The following is a 19,584-nucleotide window of genomic DNA, read 5'->3' on the forward strand; positions in this document are numbered from 1 at the left end:
GATGAGCACACCGTCTGCCGCGCCGCTGGTCGGCGTCATCATGGGATCGTCTTCCGATTGGGACGTGATGCAGCATGCGGTCGCCATGCTCAAGGAATTTGGCGTGCCGCATGAAGCGAAAGTGATTTCTGCGCACCGCATGCCGGACCAGATGTTCGCGTATGCCGAAGCCGCGCGCGGACGTGGCCTGCGCGCCATCATCGCCGGTGCTGGCGGCGCTGCCCATTTGCCTGGCATGGTTGCGGCGAAAACCATTGTGCCGGTGCTGGGCGTGCCCGTACCGTCGAAATATCTGCGCGGCGAAGACTCGCTGCTATCCATCGTGCAAATGCCCAAGGGTATCCCGGTCTCCACCTTTGCGATCGGCGAAGCTGGCGCCGCCAACGCCGCGCTGACCGCAATCGCAATCCTGGCCACGACCGACGATCAGCTTGCCGCGCGTCTGCAAGAGTTTCGCGCCAGGCAGACCCAGGCAGCAATGGATATGGCATTGCCGACATGAGCGACAACAAGTTTCCACCGCTGTCGCCAACCGCAACGCCGCCTACCTGGCTCGGCGTGATGGGCGGCGGACAGCTTGGGCGCATGTTCGCCCATGCCGCGCAAATGATGGGTTTCAAGGTCGCGGTGCTGGAGCCGTCCAGGGATTGCCCGGCCGGTCATGCAGCCGACCACCTGATCGCGGCCGACTACGGCAACGAGGCGGCGCTGGCCGAACTCGCCTTGCAGTGTGCCGCCGTGACGACGGAATTTGAAAACGTGCCGGCACAAAGCCTGTCGTTCCTCGCCGATCGCAGCTTTGTCGCACCGTCCGCATCCTGCGTATCGGTTGCGCAGGACCGCATCGCGGAAAAGCGTTTCTTCACCCAGTGCGCACCGACCTCCGGCGTCCTGCCCGCGCCATATCACATCGTCGCAGCCGAAACGGATATCGATACGATTCCGGACACACTGTTTCCCGGCATCCTCAAGACGGTGCGCATGGGTTACGACGGCAAGGGACAAGTGCGCGTCAAGACGCAGGACGAGGTACGCCAGGCCTTTGCGGCAATGAAGGGCGTGCCCTGCGTTCTCGAACAGATGCTGCCACTGGCCTACGAAGTGTCGGTGCTGACCGCGCGTGGCGCGGACGGCGAATCGGTTGTCTACCCAATCGCGGAAAACGTGCATCGCGACGGGATTCTATTCACTACGACTGTGCCCGGACCGAACGTGTCGGCCGCATCGGCCGAGCAGGCGCAAAAGGCCGCGCTCGCCATCGTCGCCCAGCTGGGTTACGTCGGTGTGCTGTGCATTGAATTCTTCGTGCTGCAGGATGGTTCGCTGGTGGTCAATGAAATGGCGCCGCGCCCGCACAACAGCGGGCACTATACGATCGATGCCTGCGTCACGAGCCAGTTTGCGCAGCAGGCGCGCGCGATGGCGCGGCTACCGCTGGGCGATGTACGTCAACACTCGCCGGCGGTGATGCTCAACATCCTTGGCGATATCTGGTTTGACGGCGACGGCGATCAGGTGCGTGAACCGGCCTGGGACAAGGTGCTCGCGCTGCCCGGTGCGAATCTGCATCTGTATGGCAAGGACGATCCGCGCCGCGGCCGCAAGATGGGGCATGTGAGCTTTGTCGCGCCGACGCTGGAAGCGGCACAGGCAAGCCTGCATGCCGCCTGCGCGATACTGCGGATCGCACTCTGAGAATACATCCGCGCCATGCCTGAGCACAATCCAGATCTGTCCGTGATCCAGCACGCCGCTCGCCAGCTCGAAGCCGGCGGGCTCGTCGCTTTTCCGACCGAGACCGTCTATGGCCTCGGCGCGGATGCGGAAAACCCGGAAGCGGTCGCCAAAATCTATGTCGCCAAGGGCCGTCCCTCGAACCACCCGGTGATCGTGCATCTCGCGCCGGGAGCCGACATCAGTTATTGGGCGAGCGATATTCCGGAACAGGCGAATAGACTGATTGCCGCATTCTGGCCGGGTCCGCTGACGCTGATTCTCAAGCGCGCCGCGCATATCCCGGACGCAGTCTCCGGCGGTCAGGATTCGATCGGCTTGCGCTGCCCTTCGCATCCCGTGGCGCAGGACTTGCTGCAGGCATTCAAGAACGGCAAGGGCGGTGTCGCCGCCCCATCCGCCAACAAATTCGGCCATGTCAGCCCGACTACCGCGCAGCATGTGCGCGACGAGTTCGGGATCGGCGCCGGCAGCCCGCTTGCAGCCGTACTAGACGGCGGCCAGAGCGCGGTCGGTATCGAATCCACCATCGTGGATTTGTCGCGCATGGCGACGCATGGTCCTGTGTTGCTGCGTCCCGGGCACATCAGTGCAGCGGATATTGCCAATGTTATCGGCGCCGAGCCGCGTCAGCCTGATGCCGCCGCTCCGCGCGCCTCGGGGACGCTGGAAGCGCACTACGCGCCCAGCACACCGGTCGCCCTGGTGAATCGTGCCGAGATCGGCAACACGCTGGCACAACTCGCCGCTGCGGGGAAATCGACGGCCGTGATTTCTTATGCGGCGAATGGACTGCCCGGACTCAAGACCGGGCTTGTGCTGCCATCCACCCCGGATGGTTATGCGCACGACCTCTATGCGGCCCTGCGTGCAGCCGATGCAGTTCGTGCCGACATCATTCTTGTGGAAGCACCCCCGCCTGACCCTTCCTGGCAAGGCGTCAACGATCGCTTGCGCCGCGCAGCGCATGACTCGACAGGCATCCTGTCGCGCATGTTGAATAGCTAAATTTGCTTGCAAAAAAAGCAATAAAACATATCTCTGTGACATAATGTTTGACGGAAATTCCGTTTCGTCAAACATTGATTTTTCTACAGGGAAGATTCATGCGCGCAAAACATGTCGGCGTCGTGGCGACTCTTATCGTACTGCTTGCCGCCGTCTACTGGTTCATTGCTCATCGCCAGTCCGACACTGATAGTGCGGCCGATCCGAATGCCGCCTTTATGCTGGTCGATGCCGCCGACCGCAGTTTCGATGGCGCGCCTGCACTCGCCCTGACATTCAGCCTGCCACTCGATAGCGGCAAGTCCTACGACAAATATCTGCGCGTTTTCGAAATGCCCGGTGCGATACAAGGCCAGGCACAGCAGGGCACCGAGGACGAAGACGACGAACCGCGCGCCAACAAGGGCGGGGGTTCGGTAGTCAGCACCGCGCCAGCCGATACCGACACCAAGGACGGCAAAGTCGTCGCCGGCGCCTGGGTCGTCGGCGAAAATCCACGCCTCTTGTACTTCCCGCATATCAAGCCTCAGACCCGCTACGTCGTACAGGTGCTGGTGGATCTGCCGGCGCGCAACGGCAAGAAGCTTGCATCCGAGTCCCGTTATTCCATCCTGACGGCGCCGGTCGCACCGGCCTATTATTTCGCGAGCAACGGCATGGTATTGCCCCCGAAGCAAAACGGCGGCGTGCCGGTAGTGACCGTCAACGTGTCGGAAGTCGACATCCAGTTCCTGCGCGTGAAAAGCGACCAGCTGCCGCGTTTTTTCGACCGCGTGATCAGCGGCGCCCCAAAGAAGCAGGAGATCGCACAAGGCGAAGAAGGCGAACAGGAAAACCATGATTGGCGCCGCAGCTCGCTGCGCGGCGCAGTGCACAATTACCAGCTCGACGATTTGCGTAACCTGACAGAAAGCGTCTACATGGGACGCTTTCTGACCGAGCAAAAAGCCAACCGTCGCAGCGTCACTTACATTTCCGTCGAAGACATCAAGGAATTGAAAGAACCCGGCGTGTATGTCGCCGTCATGAGCCAGCCCGGCCGCTTCCGTTACGACTACCAGACCACCTATTTCTACGTCAGCGATCTGGGTTTGCACGTGCGCCTGTTCGACAAGGGTGCGGATGCCTTCCTCAGTTCGCTCACCACAGGCAAGCCGCTCAAGGCGGTGGATGTCGCGTGGATCGACGAGCAAGGCAAAGTCCTCGCCCATGCCGAGACCGATGGCGATGGTCATGCCGCATTTGCCGAGCGGCCAAAGAATGCGCGCGTGATCATGGCGCGCAGCGACAAGCAGGTCGCCATGCTGGCGCTCAAGGAACCGGCGCTGGACCTGTCCGAATACGATGTGACCGGTGCGCCATTCAAGCCGGTGAGATTATTTGCCTATTCCGGCCGCAACCTGTACCGGCCCGGCGAAAGCTTCGATCTATCGGTGCTCGCGCGCGATGCCGACGGCAGGCCGGTACCGGCGCAACCGGTGCAGGCGGTACTCAAGCGACCTGACGGCAAAAGCCAGTTCACCGCAACCTGGCGCGCCGACGACCGGTTTGCCGGCTATTACGTAAAGCGGCTGGATTTGCCCGCCGATGCGCCGACCGGATTCTGGACGCTGGAATTGCGCAGCGATCCGGCCGACAAGGTGCCGGCCACGGTGTTTCGCTTTGGCGTCGAGGAATTTCTGCCTGAACGCATGAAGCTTGACCTCAATACGACACAGGCGACGCTGACCCCGGACCAGTCATTCACCATCGATGTGCGCGGCACCTATCTGTACGGTGCACCGGCCGCCGGCAACCGCCTGCTCGGAGTGGCGCAATTCGAGCGCAACAAGAACCCGCTGGCGAAGCAGTTTCCCGGATTCGAATTCGGCGATGTCGGAGACGACAGCGCCAGGACGCGCCAGGAAATCGCCGAGCAGACCCTGGACGACAAGGGTGCCGGCCAGACGGTGATCGATCTGTCCCCGATTGAAAAACGCCGCTCGCCCTTTACTGTGCGCGCGACGATGAGCCTGCTGGAAACAGGCGGCCGGCCCGTGGTGCGCAGCATCGACCGCGTGGTATGGCCAGGCAATGTACTGGTTGGCGTGCGGCCCATGTTTTCCGGCGACTATGCACCGGAAAACAGCCCGGTCGAGTTTGAAGTGGTGCGGGCCGACCGTGACGGTAAATTGCAGGCGGCTGCAGCGATGCCGGTGCGCCTGTTCCGCGAGAATCGCGACTATTACTGGCGCTTCGACGATCAGCGCGGTTGGAATTCAGGCTTCACCGAAACCGATGAACTGGTCGAGACTTCCTCTGTCAGCGTGCCGGCGAGCGGGCGCGGCAAGCTGCGTCTGCCGGTGCGCTATGGCCGCTACCGCCTTGAGATCGCCGATCCGGAAACGGGCTTGCAGACCGTGTACCGCTTCTACGCCGGCTGGAGCGCACGCACCGACGAAACCCAGGGCGTGCGTCCGGATCGGGTTGCACTCAAGCTGGACAAGGCCGCTTACCGCGACGGCGATACCGTGCGCTTGACAATCACGCCGCCGCATCAGGGCGAAGCGCTGGTATCGGTCGAGGGTGATCGCACACTCTGGTTCAAGCGCTTATCCGTTTCCGGCGGCAGCACCACGGTCGATATCCCCCTGCACCGAGACTGGAAACGTCATGACCTCTACGTGTCGGTCATGGTGCTCAGGCCCGGCAATGAAGGCGACCGCGTGACGCCGGCACGCGCGCTTGGCATGATGCACCTGCCATTGGAACGCGGGGAACGTAAATTGAATGTCAGCCTCGATGCACCGCAAAAGGTGCGGCCGGAAACAACGGTCAAGGTCAAGGTGAAAGCACCCGAGGCCAAGGGACAGAAAGCCTTCGTGACGCTGTCGGCGGTCGATGTCGGCATTCTCAATATCACGAAGTTCGCGTCGCCGGACCCGCATGGGTTCTTCTTCGGCAAGCTGCGCTATGGAGCTGACCAGCATGATATCTACGGCCGTCTGATCGAAAAGATGCAGGGCCAGAAAGGCAAGCTCAAGTTCGGCGGCGACAATACGCCGAAACCGACGCGCAGCCTGCCAAAGAAAGTCAGGCTGGTGGACCTGTTCAGCGGCCCGGTCATGCTCAACGAGCAGGGCGAAGCCGAGATACCACTGGCGCTGCCCGATTTCAACGGTACGCTGCGCCTGATGGCGGTGGTGGCCGCGCCCGATCGCTTCGGCGCGAAGGATGCGGAGATGACTGTCGCGGCGCCGCTGGTGGCGGAACTTGCGACGCCGCGTTTCCTGTCGTTCGGCGACAGCGCGATCATTGCGCTCGATCTGCATAACCTGTCCGGCGCCCAGCAGCAATTGAAGATCGCGGTTAGCGGCGGCGAAGGAATCAGCGTCCAGGAAGCCGAGCGCACGCTGACATTGAAAGACCAGGAAAAACGCACGCTGCGTTTCCCGGTCGATGCACGCGCCGTCCCCGGTTTGCATACGGTTGCAGTCAAGGTAAGCGGCGAGCAGATCAAGCTCGAACGCAGCTTTCCGCTGATGGTGCAGGCGCCCACGCCGCAGCAGCAATTCACTCAGCGCTATAGCATCAAGCCCGGTGAATCGCTCGACATCAAGGATGCCGAACTGTCGGGCCTGCACCGCAGCTCGGTACTGTCGCATATCGTCGTTTCCAACAAGGCGCCGATCGACGTCCGGTCCGCGATTCAGGGGCTGCTGACCTATCCGTATGGATGCGCAGAACAGACCACCAGCACCGCTTATCCGCATGTCTTCATCGACGAAGATGCAGCGCGTCGTTACGGCCTGAAGCCCTACACCCGCGAGAAGCGGGCGGAAATGCTCGATCAGGCGATTGCCCGCCTGGGCGCGATGCAGACGCAGAATGGTGGCTTCTCGCTTTGGGGCAACATGTCCGAGTATGAATACTGGCTGTCCGCACACGTGACCGGTTTCCTGCAGGATGCGCGCGAACAAGGCTTCGGTGTGCCGGATGCGATGTACGGCAAGGCGATGGACTTTCTGCTGCGCGGCTTGCAGGAAGGCGTATCGCGCCTGCCGTCCAATGCCGCGCCAAGCACCGCTTCGACCGGCGCCAACGGTTTGTGGCAGGAAGACCGGCAACGCGACAATGGCCGATTCGGCGTATTGAGCTATGGCGCCTATATCCTGGCCCGCGACAAGAAAGCGCCGCTGTCGACCATACGCCAGTTGCACGAATTGCGCGTGCAGGCGCATTCCGGCCTGCCGCTGGTCCAGCTTGGACTGGCGCTGCAATTGATGGGTGACCAGGAAAAAAGCAGGGTTGCCCTTGCCGAAGGCGTACGCAAGAACCGCAACGACGGCTACTGGTGGTGGGATTACGGCAGCACCTTGCGCGATGCGGCGATGTCGTATGCCTTGCTCGATCGTCATCAGGTCACGGTCTATGGCCGCGAAAACCTGGTGGCGGTGGTAGCGGGCGAAATGGAAAAAAACCGCTACTACAGCACCCAGGAAAAGCTTGCGCTCTTCCTGGTGGGCCGCAGCTATGGCACCGATTCAGGTCCATGGGCCGCGAACCTTGCCATCGGCGGCAAGGCCGATGACGTGAGCAGCAAAACCAGTCATTTCCGTGAGCTGTCTGCCGCCGAACTGGCCAGTGGCATCAAGATCGCCAATACGCACAAGGACCGTTTGTTTGTCGAACTGTCGCTGAGCGGTAATCCAATCAAGCTGCCCCCTGCAAAGAGCGATCCGATCGAGCTGACACGCACCATGCATGCGCCGGATGGCAGCGTCATTGCAGGACCCTCGCTGAAGGTTGGCGAAAGCGTGATCGTGCACCTGACCGCAAAATCGAAGACTGCAATCGGCACCGGCATGGTGGTCGACCGCATTCCCGCCGGCCTGGAAATCGAAAACCTGAACATCGTGCAAGGCGAGCAGATGGGCACCGTGACGATTGCAAATGTCAATCCGGCCCAGGCGATGTCGGACCCGCGCATCAAGCATGTGGAGTTCCGCGACGACCGTTTTGTAGCGGCAGTGCGGATGGACAGGAATGTACTGCACCTGTTCTATCGGGCGCGCGTCGTCACGCCGGGCAGGTTCAGTGTGCCGCCGCTCTATGCGGAAGACATGTATAGACCGGATCTGTACGGTTTGAGCGGAGGCGGAGAAAATCTGACCGTGATCGATGCCAACGCCAAACCCTAAGCCGGCAGGCAACCAGGCCGTGGTTAATTTATGGGATTGATTCCGGATTCGGCAAATCGCCTGCGCAATGTGTGGGCTCGCATTTGGTTTGCCATGATCCGGCCCTACCGCACATGGTGGATCGCTGCGTTGTGCGCGGCGTCTGCGGTGCTCATTCTCGACCGCATGTTTCCATTGCCCGCGCCGGGACGCGATTCACCTTACGCGGTCGTGGTCGTCGCGCGCGACGGCACACCGCTGCGTGCCTTTCCCGACAAGGATCATGTCTGGCGGCATCCGGTTGCGTTGAATGAAGTGTCGCCCCTTTACCTGGAAGCCTTGACCGCCTACGAAGACCGGGCGTTCTGGTGGCATCCGGGCGTCAATCCATTTGCACTGGTTCGCGCCGGCTGGCAATGGCTGGTGCACGGCAAAGTCGTTTCCGGCGGCTCGACCATCACAATGCAGGTCGCGCGCATCATCGATCCGACGCCGCGTACGGTGCACGGCAAACTGCGGCAGATCCTGCGTGCGTTGCAACTCGAACTGCATCATTCGAAGGCCGACATTCTCACCCTCTATGTCAACTATGCGCCGATGGGCGGTGTGCTGGAAGGCGTCGAAGCCGCCAGCCGCGCCTATCTCGGCAAGCCGTCCAACCGGCTCACGCATGCCGAAGCGGCGCTGCTGACGGTGCTGCCGCAGATGCCGTCGCTGTTGCGGCCCGACCGCTTTCCGCAAAGGGCACAGGTAGCCCGCGACAAGGTGTTGCGCCGCATGCAAGGGCGCTGGAGCGCGCCGGCGGTGGCCGACGCGCTGAGCGAACCGGTCTATGCGCAAAGCCTCAGGGAACCGATGCTCGCACCCTTGCTCGCGCAGCGGCTCAAGCGCAGCGAACGCCGGCAGAACCGGATCGGCACCACGATCGACGTGCAAGCGCAATCGACGGTCGAAGCCTTGCTGATCGATCGCGCCCGCATGCTGCCGCCGCGCGTCTCGCTGGCCGCGATGGTGATGGACAACGCGACCGCCGAAGTCCTGGCCTATGCGGGTTCGGCCGATTTCACGGACAGGGATCGCTTCAGCCATGTCGACATGGTGCGTGCCGCGCGCTCTCCCGGTTCCACGCTGAAACCCTTTCTGTATGCCTTCGCACTCGACGAGGGGCTGATCCATTCGGAATCTCTATTGTCGGATACGCCGCAATCATTTTCCGGCTACCAGCCCGGCAACTTCCAGCAAGCGTTCAACGGGCCGGTCAGCGTGTCCGAGGCGCTCGTCAAGTCGCTCAATGTGCCGGCGGTCGAAGTGCTCGACCAGCTGGGATCGGCGCGTTTTGTCGCGATGTTGCGGCGTGGCGGCCTGAAACTGGATTTTCCACGCGGCGCCGAACCCAGCCTCAGCGTCATTCTTGGCGGCGCGGCGGCACGGCTGGATGACATGGTGGGCGCTTATGCGGCGTTCGCACGCAAGGGGATGGCGGTGACGCCACGCTTTATCCCGTCGGCATCGAGACAGGAACAACGCATGATGAGCGAAGGCGCGGCATTCATCGTGCGCGATATCCTCGAGACCGGAGGACCGCTCGGACGTGCGGTCGAAGGGCAGGGCGCGTACCAGGGCATTGCCTGGAAGACCGGCACCAGCTTCGGTTTTCGCGATGCCTGGGCGGTGGGCGTGAGCAGCCGCTACAGCGTCGGCGTCTGGGTCGGGCGGCCCGACGGGACGCCGAATCCCGGTTTCTTTGGCGCGAATGTCGCCGCGCCATTGCTCGTGGATATCTTCAATGCCTTCCCCGACGGGCGCAGTCTCAACCCCGAACCTGTGCCTGCCGGAGTAAGCCAGGAAAAAATCTGCTGGCCGCTCGGCATGCGTGTTGCTGAAGGCGATGCGCATCTGTGTCCGGTCCAGCGTACTGCGTGGATATTCGGCGGCACCACCCCGCCGACCTTTGCCGATCGTGTGCGTAATGGCGGCCCCGTGCTGGCTTATTATGTCGACCGCCGCAGCGGCTTGCGCGTGATGCCCGATTGTGCGACTGCCGGATTCGACCGTCGCGAAACCGCACGATGGCCGTCGTCGCTGGAACCATGGCTCGAACCTGCGCTGCGCAAGCGCGTGCTGCCGCCGCCGTGGGCGCCGGAATGCGCGGGCGCCTACCGTCCAGATGGCGGGATCAAGATCGTCGGACTAAGCGATGGCGAAATCATTCGCCGCGCCCCAGGCAAGGCGAATCCCAGGGCGAATCTCGAAATCCGAGGCTCGCGTGCTGAACTGATGTGGATGCTTAACGGCCACTTGATTGGCCGCCAGCGTGGGACCGAAGTGCAGACGGTAGAGTTTCCGACCGCCGGGCGCTACGACATTACCGCCTTCGATGACTTCGGCCAGTTCGATCGCATTAGCGTTAGTGTGATGGCGGGAAACTAAACATGGTTGTGCTTCGGCGGCAATCAGCGTGACGCGGTCGTGGTGAATTTTCCGCCATGAAAAACGAGAGGCGGTTGCGGCGTTACCTCGCAGCGCTCGACTTCGCCGACAAAAATCACATGATCGCCTTCCGGGTAGCGACTGCGGTTATGGCATTCGAACCATGCCGACGCACCTTTGAGGATGGGCAGCCCAGTGTAGGACAGATCGAAGTCGACGCCGTCGAAACGGTTGTCGATGCGCATCGCGAACCGCTCGGCCAGTGCTGCCTGGTTGCCGGACAATATGTTGATCACGTAATGCGAATTGCCGCTGAATACAGGCATGCTGGTCGCGCCTTGCGCCAGGCTCCATAACACCAGGGGTGGATCGAGCGAAACCGAATTGAACGAACTGGCGGTCAGGCCGAGGAAACTGCCGTCCGCCAGCCGGGTGGTGATGACGGTGACGCCGGTGGCGAACTGGGATAGCGCGTGGCGGAAATGACGGGAGTCGAACTCCGGCGGGCCGGCGCTTGAAGATTGTGTAGACATCGAAAATCCGGAAAATATTGCCCATTATGCCCAAAAAGCCTGCGGCACGGAGAGCCCTTACTTCCGGCGATCAAGCAGCGCAGCGATCGATTGCTTCTGACATCGCTATGCGTGCCGCGAGATCCGCATAAGTAATGCCGCGCGCCTTGAGTTCGCGCTTGAGCGAGTCGACGAGGGAAGTGGCCTGGAGCATGATTGCCGTAAGTGAACGAGGAGCAAAAATGATATACCACCAGAGCAACGCTACTGGCGATGCTGCTGGTGCAGCAGTACATCGCCAACCGACTTCGCGCCGGGTGCATACAGCGCCATGGCCCAACCGGAAGCCGCCACCAGGAAAGCCGTCAGCATGAAGGGCCAGACGGTGCGACGCAGCGCCGTCTCCAGCCAGTGACGCGTTTCCAGACCTCGCAACCGGCGATACAGGCTTGCCGATAACACGCCGTCGACCAGCAACTCGGCGAAGAGCAGCGGGGCGGAGTAGACGATGAACAGCGATGAAAAGCACAATGCGGCAACAAGGACCACCGCAGCCAGCGGAATTGCGAATTCGTCGGCATCCGCGATCGAGCCGACCGCATCACCGACAGGGGTGTCGGCATCCTCGACAGCGCCGGTGGGCGTACTGCCCTCATCGGCGCTGTCGAAAGAAGCACTTGCGCCTCCACCGTCGAAGCTGCCGCCTTTGCCTACGACATGCGCGCCGGAATGCCCCGCGTTTCCCGATCCGGAAATAGGCAGATTCGTGAAATGCAAGACATCGGTATAGTCCTCCGCCCGGGTTCGCAGCCAAAGCCATAACAGGCCCAGGAACGCGAGATAGGCGACACCCAGAGCCGCGGGGTACCTGAGCCACATGTCGGTAAGTCCAGCGTGAAGGAAGATGTACGAAGCGATAAAGCCGACCGCGCCGGTCAGCATGACCAGCAATGTCATCTGGAGCCGAGGAAAACCGTCACGCTCGAGCTGGCCCCGAATCCGTTGTATTTGCCGATGACGATGATGAGATAGGGTGATTTTCATTTAGGAATGCATCACGGCGTGCGCGCTTTCTGATGTTGCGGCAGCTGATCCGACAATTTGATCCATCCTAGCCTGCTACGTGTATAGGTATGGTCTTTCGGAGGGACCGATTCCGGATCATCCAGGCTGCATGTCGTCACATCGATTTCGTCCGGGTAGTCTTCGGTCTCGAACGTCAGTTGCGTACCGCATACTGCGCAGAAGCTGCGCGTGGCGTTGGCAGTTGACTTGAAGCGTTTCGGTTCACCGCTCACGATGCGAAACTGCGCACGTCGCATGCTAAACCAGGTGACGAAAGCGGCTCCGGTAGTGCGACGACAGATCGCGCAATGACAGCTGGTCTCGTTGCAAGGCGTGCCATCCGCTTCATAACGAATCTGACCGCAAAAACATCCGCCTTTCAGCATGTCAGTGTCCTCCTTGAACGGGCTGTGTATCGTGCTTTTCTTGCGTTGGCGCTACCTTTGCAGCGCCAAGCTCAACGGCATCGCGGATCGTCGAAATGACCAGTTGCGGCTCCGTGAATTGAGGAAAGTGACCGCTGCTATGCACAATCACCTGTTTTCCGAATGGCGACAGCGACACCAGTTCTTTCTGGTGCTGTGCGCGCGCGGCCAAGGCTTGCGGTGCAGTGGCCCAAGCCATCGCCGGCTTGCCGCCAGAGATGACGGTCATGGGAATGGAAGGAAACGCCGGTGCACGCTGCAACTCGGCGACGGTAGCGGTGACGTGAAGGGTTTCGGCATGTGGATCCTGAGGCTGCAAAAAATTCAGTATGCTGTTCGCGAGTCGCTGCAGGCGTGTTTCATACTTGGGAAGAATCGCGACATCCTGCGGCGACGTCGCTTCCAGCATCACCACTGCGCGCACTTCCGATGGGTGCATCCTCGCATACAGATTGGCGATCAGTCCGCCGAGCGAATGGCCGACCAGCACATAAGGCGGCGCCAGGCCTGCGGTCTTCAACACCGTTCTGAGCGAATCGACCATATGCGAACCGGTCTGCGGTACGGCAGCTTTGGAACTGCCTCCGGTACCTGGCCGGTTGTAGGCGAATACCTTGGAGAATGTCGCCACCGTATCGAATACCTTGTGCCATCCCTCGATCGGTCCACCGGAACCGTTGATGAAAACGACGGCCGGCGCAGAAGTGCCGCTGCAGACGTATTCGATGGTTTCATTTTTCAGGATGGCTTTGGTCTTCGGTGGAAACTTGAACATGAGACGGGCTTCTCGATGTAAGAGGCGCAATCGCCGGGGTTTGCGAGACGCCAATTTAACATGATGGTATGTCACGCGTTCCCGGCTTTCGCATGGAGTTTACAGCGCTGCAGCAGGCGTTGCGTGTCGCCGCAATGGTCGATTTCCTTGCTCAAAGGCTAACTGGCAACATGCTCGACAAATAGTCGTTGTGCCAAAATTGATTCAAGTCAACTTTCTCGGATAGGCATTCTTGTCCGTTTGCGTTAAAGTCAATGTATAGAGATGGAGCACATCATGACGACGGAAATAGCAACACTCGGTGGTGGATGCTTCTGGTGTCTGGAAGCGGTCTACCAGGAATTGAAAGGCGTGCAGCATGTCGAGTCGGGCTATACCGGCGGACATGTCGCGAATCCGACTTATGAACAGGTATGCGACGGTAAGACCGGACATGCGGAAGTCGTGCGGCTGGAATTCGATCCGGCGCAGATCGGTTATCGCGAAATCCTCGAGATTTTCTTTACCATTCACGACCCGACCACGTTGAACCGGCAAGGCAATGATGTCGGCACCCAATATCGCTCGGTGGTCTACTACCATACACCGGAGCAGCACGAACTCGCGAAACAGGTTATCGCCTGCATGGCCAGTGTCTGGGACGCGCCGATTGTGACCGAACTGAGCCCCGCCGAAACCTATTACAAGGCGGAAGACTATCACCAGAATTATTTTCGCCAGCATCCGCTGCAAGGCTATTGCGCATTCGTCGTCGCGCCGAAGCTGGCGAAGTTCCGCAAGGTGTTTACCGACAAGCTCAACACGCCGGCTTAGGCGCGGTGCCTTAGTGGTGGAAACTCTCTCAGCTGCGACTCATTGAGCGTACATGTAGCGACGCGACCAGGGTAATGCACTGCCATTGTCGCCGGTTTTAGCGCAGGTGACCTGATGCAGTGACACCCAGTTATTGGCGAACGCATAGGCGCAGCCGGCCAAATACACGCGCCAGATGCGAAAGCGCCGGTCGTCGACCATCGTCTTCAATCGTTCGGCCTCGTTCTCGAAATTGTCGGCCCAGATGCCGCAAGTCTTTGCATAATGCTTGCGCAGGTTTTCGACGTCATAGGCTTCCAGACCGGCTTCTTGCATCGCCTTGAGGACGGTGCCGATGTGCTGCAGTTCTCCATGCGGAAACACATACTGTTCAATGAATTCCCCGCCGCCATAAGCCGTCTCGCCATCCTGCGGATCGGTGGTCGTGATGCCATGGTTCATCGCCAGGCCGCCATCGGCCAGTAGCTGACGCAGCTTCGTAAAATATTCGACCAGATGCCGTGCACCCACATGTTCGAACATGCCGACGCTGGTGATGCGATCGAAGCTGCCGGTGACATCGCGATAGTCTTGCAGCCGGATCTCCACCTGGTCGGACAGGCCGGCCTGCGCAATGCGTTCTTTTGCAAGATCGAACTGGTTCTGCGACAGCGTGATCCCGACGCACCGGGCGCCGAATTTCTCGGCCGCACGCTTGACCAGCGCGCCCCAGCCGCAGCCGATATCCAGCAGTGTGTCACCGGGATGCACGCGAATCTTGGTGAGGATGTGATCGATCTTCTTCAGTTGCGCGGTGGCGAGGTCTTCGGTGCCGGTTTCGAAATACGCGCAGGAATAGACCATGTTGTCGTCGAGCCAGGCGCGATAGAAATCGTTGGACACATCGTAGTGATAGCGGATCGCTTCTTCGTCGCGCTTCTTCGTATGGTGAAAGCTGCGCACGATGCGCGCAAACTTTCCTTCCGGCCGTAGCGTATGACGGGCCAGCGAATTGGCGACGGAAATGATTTCATTGGCACGGCCGTCGACCTCGATCTTGCCTTCGACATAGGCTTTGCCCAGATTGAAAAGCGAAGGCTTGAGCAGATAGCTCAACGCCGATACATGCGGCACCTTGATTGTGACTTGCGGTGTCGGCGCACCGAAGTCGAGTCGTTGGCCATTCCATAACTCCAGCCGCAATGGCACTATTGCCTGGCTGCGGATGCCTTCGGCCCAGCTTTCCAGTCTCGCTTCCCAAAACACGATATGTCCTCCGCAAGATACGGATTGATCGGGTGATGCGATGTCGTCGTGACAGCTGCGGTGTTTGGATTGCTACGGCTGCAGCCTTTGCCGTTGCCAGGAGCCGTCTTCCTGAAGGCGGTATGCGATCCGGTCATGGAATCGCGACGGACGTCCCTGCCAAAATTCTATGTAGTCGGGTACCAGACGATAGCCGCCCCAGTGCGCAGGGCGGGCCGGTTGTTCGCCAAATTGTTGTTCTATTTGCGCAAAACGCTGTTCCATCGCTTCGCGGCTGTCGATGGGCTGGCTTTGCGAGGAGGCGATCGCGCTCAGCCGGCTTTTCAGCGGGCGGCTTTGGAAGTACGTGTCGCTTTCAACCGCGGAGATGCGCTCGACGCGGCCTTCGATACGGACTTGCCGCTCCAGTTCTATCCAGTAGAACAGCAGGGCGGCATACTGGTTTTGCTGCAGCTCGTTTCCTTTCCTGCTGTCGTAATTGGTAAAGAAGGTAAAGCCGCGCTGATCCACATCCTTGATCAACAGGATGCGGGCCGCCGGCCGGCCGCCGGGGCCGACAGTCGACACGCTCATTGCATTGGCCTCGGGCACCTGAGCGGCAATGGCCTCCGCAAACCATTTCGAAAACTGTTCGATCGGGTTCGGGTTGACATCCTGTTCGGTCAGGCTGGCGCGGCTGTATTCTTTTCGCAGATCTGCTATGGACATCTTGATTCCTGTAACGTGGTTCATGCTGCGTCGCGCTGACGAAGCTGCGACGTGCTGTTTCTGAATTATCGCCGATCGGCAAGATACGGCCGAATCCATTCATGCAAACGCAATGGCCACACATTGAAAGATAGCGCGGCACGCCGAATTTTCCTTGTTTTAAATCAATAATTTCCTGCGGCTTTCGGGTATGACCGCTTAGTCTTGGCGCGCTTTACGCCAAGCCAATGGCAGGCCTGCGCTGATCAATGCACCCATTCCCCAGAACACGGCGCTCACGCCGATGGCCGTACCGGCGCCTCCGAATGCGAGCGGCAGGGCGACCTGGCATGCATTGCCGATCATGACCCGTACGCCGACCGCTTCGGCTTCGCGCCCTGTCGGTGCAAAGCGGTGCAATAGTGCGAGCATGTTCGGTTGGCTTGCGCCGACCGCAAGACCAAGGATCGCCGCCACAATAGCCAGTGACAAAGGTTGTCGGGTAAAGGGAAACAGCACATAACATACCGCCGCCAGCGCGAGCGCTGCAGTGAGTACTTGCCATTCGCTGCGGTGTCGCGCAATCCAAGGCATCGCCAGTCGCACGACAAAAGTCGCCACCGAAAAACAGCCGAGAATCAGTCCGATGGTGGAAGCCGAAAAGCCCGCACGCGTGCCGTGGATAGGCAGCATGAACGTGAACAGATCCCACGCCGACGAGAGCAGGGTGCCCACCAGATAGATACGGCGCATTTCCGGTGTGCGCAGCAGATCCAGCATGCTGCCGGCATGGCGGTCGTTTTCGGTCTTCGGCAGCGCGACATGAATCAGACGAAGTCGCCCGAACAGGCCAAGACCCAGCGCCACTGTCGCGAACAGGCCGAAGACGATATAGGAACTGGTGAAGCTCGCATGGTCGATCATGAAGCCCGCGATTACCGGCCCGCAAAAACCCGAAATGGAAAAGCCGAGCGCGAGCCAGCTGAAGTTGGCGGATCGATTTTCATTGCTGCTCATTGCGCCGACCGTATGCTGGGCCGCCACCTGAATCACCATGAAGCCGGTTCCAATCAACAGCGTCGCAAGGTAGAGCACCGGCAGCCCGCCGATGATGCCCGAGGCCATGCAACCGATTGCCATGGCAATGGCGCCGGCGACGATGGGCGTGACGATACCTATGCGATCGATGATGCGGCCGCTCGTCACGGCGAACAGCATGGGGAACAGAGAAAATAAGGCAATCAGTGTACCGACCGTGAACTCTGTTGCCTGCATGGAAAGGGCATACAGCGACGTGGTGATACGTGCTCCGGCAAGTGCAGCATGTGCCGCCAGCGAAACCAGAATCAGTTTGACAAGGGAAAGGGAAGGAAGCACTGACAAAGTGGAAAGGAAGCGATGTAATTGCCCGGAAAAATCATTCTAGAGGAAAATTTTCATGATTGCCTCGCGTTAAAATGACGGGATGAACGCAATTATTTCTTTCCCCCATCCGGCTGAATACTCTGATAACGACATTGATTTCGATCGTCGGTTCGGCGGCATTGCACGCCTCTATGGCGAAGCGGCGCTTGCCTGTTTCCGCAACGCGCATGTGTGCGTGATCGGTGTCGGCGGCGTCGGCTCCTGGGTAGTCGAAGCGCTGGCAAGAAGCGCGATCGGCCGCATCACCATGATCGATCTTGATAACGTTGCCGAGTCCAATGTGAACAGGCAGATTCATGCGCTGACCGCTACTTTGGGCATGGCAAAAGTCAGTGCGCTGGCTGCGCGCATCGCGCAGATCAATCCGTATTGCAAGGTGACCGAGATCGAAGACTTTATCGATCCTGATAACCTCGATCAAATGATAGGCGCCGGCGACTTTGACTATGTGATCGACGCCATCGACAGCGTCAAGGCAAAGACGGCATTGATCGCCTACTGCCGCGCGAAGAAGATTCCGCTGGTGACGATCGGCGGCGCGGGCGGACAGATCGATCCGACCAAAATTGAAATCCGCGACCTCTGCCGCACCGAGCAGGAACCGCTGCTGGCGAAGGTGCGCAAACGCCTGCGTGCGCAATATGGATTTCCGCGCGGGACCAAGAACAAGTTTGGTATCGATGCGGTGTTTTCTACCGAGCCTTTGCGCTTTCCTGAAATTGCGGAGGCGTGCGAGATTGATGCCGGGGAAGAAGACGGTAACGAGCGCGCTGGGGTGACCGGGTTGAATTGTGCGGGGTTTGGGTCGGCGATGGTGGTGACAGCGAGTTTTGGCTTGGTTGCGGCGGCGCAGGTATTGCGTAAGCTTGCGGTGGGTGCTGTTGAGGTGGAGGTTGTTCGGGTGGCTTGAGGTTGTTGGCTGATTTGTTGGTTTTTTCTTCGGTAATGCGGTGCTGATGTTTCTTCGTGGATGCTAGCGGGGACTGGCCCTGGCGGGCCACTTACGTTCTTTGCTTCGCCAAAGAACGTAAGCAAAGAAAGGCGACCGGCGCTCGCAGCCCCTTCGGGGTTCCCGCCATCTTGAGTGCGCAAGCGGGAGAGGTGCGAACCCCATCCCCACCCTGGCCCTCCCCTTGAAGGGGAGGGAACTGGAGCCTTCTTTACTTTTTCAAAGTTGGACGGTGCCTAGTTCCATGAGCTGCACAATTCTCGCTACCGCTGCAAGGTAAAGAACGCCTGATTCCCTCCCCTTCAAGGGCGCCCGGCGTAGGGGGAGGGTCAGGGTGGGGATGGGGTTCAGGCAGTTTCCCTTGTAGCGACGCCAAAAGACTGCCGTTCAAAACGGATAAGAAGCGCAGTTGTTTGGGCCCGCCGAGGGGAGCCGGAGGCGAGTTCTGCGCTTCCCGTTTTGAACGGCAGTCTTTTGGGCACCCCGAAGGGGCGACGATGCAGGGTTCGGCCTCGGCGGCCCCCCTATTTTTGCCTACTTTTTTGGCGAAGCAAAAAAGTAGGTGGCCCGCCGGGGCCAGTCCCGGTTAGCTCGTCCGAAGAAACACCAGAACAGAATCACCGAAGAGAAAAAACACCTAACCCCCTACCGCGCCCCTCCCGAAATCTGCTCCCCAATCACCTCCCCCGGCACCCTCAACACCTCTCCAAGCGAGCGTGAAGCCAGCACTCGATACTCTGACCCGCCAGCACCAGTAATCGACTGCACCAACGCCACTTCATCCGCACGCCAATCAATGGGATCAAACACCACATCCGGCGGCAACGACGCATCGCGCGCAAGCGTCACATGCGCCTTGAACGACGACGATGCGGTATAGCCAATGCCATGCTTCTTCAATTCCGTGCACAAGTCCTGATAGAGCGCTAACAGCGCTTCGGGCGTCTCGTGCGGTCCGACCCAGGCGATATGGTTGCGCGAGAAATAGCCGAGCTTGTCGAGCGTGATGAGAATGTCGGATGCCGCCAGATGTGCCAGGATTTCTTTGGCGGCTGGCAAAATTGCAGCAGCTTGCTGGCCAAGGAAGGCAAGCGTCAGATGGAAATTGTTGTACGACACCTTGCGCCCGTGCATCGACGTCTGCAACTGTGTCAGCGCGGTGCGCGTTGCATCGTCGGGCCATAGCGCAAAAAACAGGCGTGAAGAGGAAGAAGTGTTGTCTTTCATATTGGCTCCGGTGATGTCGTCGCGATCGTCGTCGGCATACTGCGACGTAAACCGCTCATCATCGTGATCATGCGAGGCCAGCACAAGTTCCGCACCGGTGGCCTGCAAGATGCGTCATGGCAAAACGTAT

Annotated in this window: 16 protein-coding genes; 7 read left to right on the forward strand and 9 right to left on the reverse strand. The window is 60.0% G+C overall.

Annotated elements, in window-relative coordinates:
• Nucleotide 1: 1 nt before the first annotated feature.
• The 5 genes from purE to pbpC all read left to right on the forward strand — a co-directional run bounded on the left by purE (nt 2) and on the right by pbpC (nt 10,331).
• Nucleotides 2–502, forward strand: coding sequence for a 5-(carboxyamino)imidazole ribonucleotide mutase (gene purE, locus D3871_RS04700; protein ID WP_119767843.1), 501 nt, complete (start codon nt 2–4; stop codon nt 500–502).
• Nucleotides 499–1,695: a 5-(carboxyamino)imidazole ribonucleotide synthase gene (locus D3871_RS04705; RefSeq protein WP_119767844.1), complete on the forward strand. Its 1,197-nt coding sequence runs from the start codon at nt 499–501 to the stop codon at nt 1,693–1,695. Before purE ends, D3871_RS04705 begins: the two co-directional genes overlap by 4 nt.
• Nucleotides 1,696–1,710: 15 nt before the next feature.
• Entirely contained in the window at nt 1,711–2,742 is a 1,032-nt protein-coding gene (locus D3871_RS04710; RefSeq protein ID WP_119767845.1) for an L-threonylcarbamoyladenylate synthase, read from the forward strand.
• Nucleotides 2,743–2,840: 98 nt separating this feature from the next.
• The gene (locus tag D3871_RS04715) at nt 2,841–7,922 is read left to right on the forward strand and encodes an alpha-2-macroglobulin family protein (protein WP_119767846.1); all 5,082 of its coding nucleotides are present in this window, start codon (nt 2,841–2,843) and stop codon (nt 7,920–7,922) included.
• Nucleotides 7,923–8,015: 93 nt separating this feature from the next.
• Nucleotides 8,016–10,331 (forward strand): penicillin-binding protein 1C, encoded by a 2,316-nt coding sequence (gene pbpC / locus D3871_RS04720; RefSeq protein WP_119769892.1) that lies wholly within the window; start codon nt 8,016–8,018, stop codon nt 10,329–10,331.
• Nucleotides 10,332–10,354: 23 nt separating this feature from the next.
• Here pbpC and D3871_RS04725 read toward each other — a convergent pair whose 3' ends face one another.
• The 5 genes from D3871_RS04725 to D3871_RS04745 form a co-directional block, all read right to left on the reverse strand.
• A complete protein-coding gene (locus D3871_RS04725; RefSeq protein ID WP_119767847.1) occupies nt 10,355–10,864 on the reverse strand; it encodes a flavin reductase family protein in 510 nt (169 codons plus the stop codon).
• Nucleotides 10,865–10,934: 70 nt separating this feature from the next.
• Nucleotides 10,935–11,057, reverse strand: coding sequence for a hypothetical protein (locus D3871_RS31280; RefSeq protein WP_274381702.1), 123 nt, complete (start codon nt 11,055–11,057; stop codon nt 10,935–10,937).
• A gap of 50 nt (nt 11,058–11,107) precedes the next feature.
• Complete coding sequence (locus D3871_RS04735; protein ID WP_233575511.1) at nt 11,108–11,887, reverse strand: hypothetical protein; 780 nt, start codon at nt 11,885–11,887, stop codon at nt 11,108–11,110.
• Nucleotides 11,888–11,898: 11 nt separating this feature from the next.
• Nucleotides 11,899–12,294: a GFA family protein gene (locus tag D3871_RS04740; RefSeq protein WP_119767849.1), complete on the reverse strand. Its 396-nt coding sequence runs from the start codon at nt 12,292–12,294 to the stop codon at nt 11,899–11,901.
• A gap of 1 nt (nt 12,295) precedes the next feature.
• Entirely contained in the window at nt 12,296–13,108 is an 813-nt protein-coding gene (locus D3871_RS04745; protein ID WP_119767850.1) for an alpha/beta fold hydrolase, read from the reverse strand.
• 276 nt (nt 13,109–13,384) lie between these two features.
• Between D3871_RS04745 and msrA the strand changes: the two genes are divergently transcribed.
• Nucleotides 13,385–13,921, forward strand: a complete 537-nt coding sequence (gene msrA / locus D3871_RS04750) for a peptide-methionine (S)-S-oxide reductase MsrA (protein ID WP_119767851.1) — start codon at nt 13,385–13,387, stop codon at nt 13,919–13,921.
• A gap of 39 nt (nt 13,922–13,960) precedes the next feature.
• On the opposite strand, the gene D3871_RS04755 is transcribed toward msrA, so the two are convergent.
• The 3 genes from D3871_RS04755 to D3871_RS04765 form a co-directional block, all read right to left on the reverse strand.
• The gene (locus D3871_RS04755; protein WP_119767852.1) at nt 13,961–15,166 is read right to left on the reverse strand and encodes an SAM-dependent methyltransferase; all 1,206 of its coding nucleotides are present in this window, start codon (nt 15,164–15,166) and stop codon (nt 13,961–13,963) included.
• A 72-nt stretch (nt 15,167–15,238) separates the two neighbouring features.
• Nucleotides 15,239–15,874, reverse strand: coding sequence for a pyridoxamine 5'-phosphate oxidase (pdxH, locus tag D3871_RS04760; RefSeq protein WP_119767853.1), 636 nt, complete (start codon nt 15,872–15,874; stop codon nt 15,239–15,241).
• Nucleotides 15,875–16,072: 198 nt separating this feature from the next.
• Nucleotides 16,073–17,230: an MFS transporter gene (locus D3871_RS04765; RefSeq protein WP_119767854.1), complete on the reverse strand. Its 1,158-nt coding sequence runs from the start codon at nt 17,228–17,230 to the stop codon at nt 16,073–16,075.
• Between the two features lie 88 nt (nt 17,231–17,318).
• Here D3871_RS04765 and tcdA point away from each other — a divergent pair, with 88 nt between their 5' ends.
• A complete protein-coding gene (tcdA, locus tag D3871_RS04770; protein ID WP_119767855.1) occupies nt 17,319–18,188 on the forward strand; it encodes a tRNA cyclic N6-threonylcarbamoyladenosine(37) synthase TcdA in 870 nt (289 codons plus the stop codon).
• A gap of 684 nt (nt 18,189–18,872) precedes the next feature.
• Here tcdA and thpR read toward each other — a convergent pair.
• Complete coding sequence (gene thpR / locus D3871_RS04775) at nt 18,873–19,562, reverse strand: RNA 2',3'-cyclic phosphodiesterase (RefSeq protein ID WP_119767856.1); 690 nt, start codon at nt 19,560–19,562, stop codon at nt 18,873–18,875.
• Between the last annotated feature and the right edge of the window lie 22 nt (nt 19,563–19,584).

The organism is Noviherbaspirillum saxi (genome assembly GCF_003591035.1).
GTDB classification, from domain to species: Bacteria; Pseudomonadota; Gammaproteobacteria; order Burkholderiales; family Burkholderiaceae_D; genus Noviherbaspirillum; species Noviherbaspirillum saxi.

Coding starts and splice junctions, on each gene's coding strand:
- pdxH (WP_119767853.1), bottom strand. CDS start 15,874: ATGTCCATAGCAGATCTGCGAAAAGAATACAGCCGCGCCAGCCTGACC.
- D3871_RS04735 (WP_233575511.1), bottom strand. CDS start 11,887: ATGAAAATCACCCTATCTCATCATCGTCATCGGCAAATACAACGGATT.
- D3871_RS04705 (WP_119767844.1), top strand. CDS start 499: ATGAGCGACAACAAGTTTCCACCGCTGTCGCCAACCGCAACGCCGCCT.
- D3871_RS31280 (WP_274381702.1), bottom strand. CDS start 11,057: ATGCTCCAGGCCACTTCCCTCGTCGACTCGCTCAAGCGCGAACTCAAG.
- purE (WP_119767843.1), top strand. CDS start 2: ATGAGCACACCGTCTGCCGCGCCGCTGGTCGGCGTCATCATGGGATCG.
- D3871_RS04725 (WP_119767847.1), bottom strand. CDS start 10,864: ATGTCTACACAATCTTCAAGCGCCGGCCCGCCGGAGTTCGACTCCCGT.
- D3871_RS04715 (WP_119767846.1), top strand. CDS start 2,841: ATGCGCGCAAAACATGTCGGCGTCGTGGCGACTCTTATCGTACTGCTT.
- D3871_RS04745 (WP_119767850.1), bottom strand. CDS start 13,108: ATGTTCAAGTTTCCACCGAAGACCAAAGCCATCCTGAAAAATGAAACC.
- D3871_RS04710 (WP_119767845.1), top strand. CDS start 1,711: ATGCCTGAGCACAATCCAGATCTGTCCGTGATCCAGCACGCCGCTCGC.
- msrA (WP_119767851.1), top strand. CDS start 13,385: ATGACGACGGAAATAGCAACACTCGGTGGTGGATGCTTCTGGTGTCTG.
- pbpC (WP_119769892.1), top strand. CDS start 8,016: ATGATCCGGCCCTACCGCACATGGTGGATCGCTGCGTTGTGCGCGGCG.
- D3871_RS04740 (WP_119767849.1), bottom strand. CDS start 12,294: ATGCTGAAAGGCGGATGTTTTTGCGGTCAGATTCGTTATGAAGCGGAT.
- tcdA (WP_119767855.1), top strand. CDS start 17,319: ATGAACGCAATTATTTCTTTCCCCCATCCGGCTGAATACTCTGATAAC.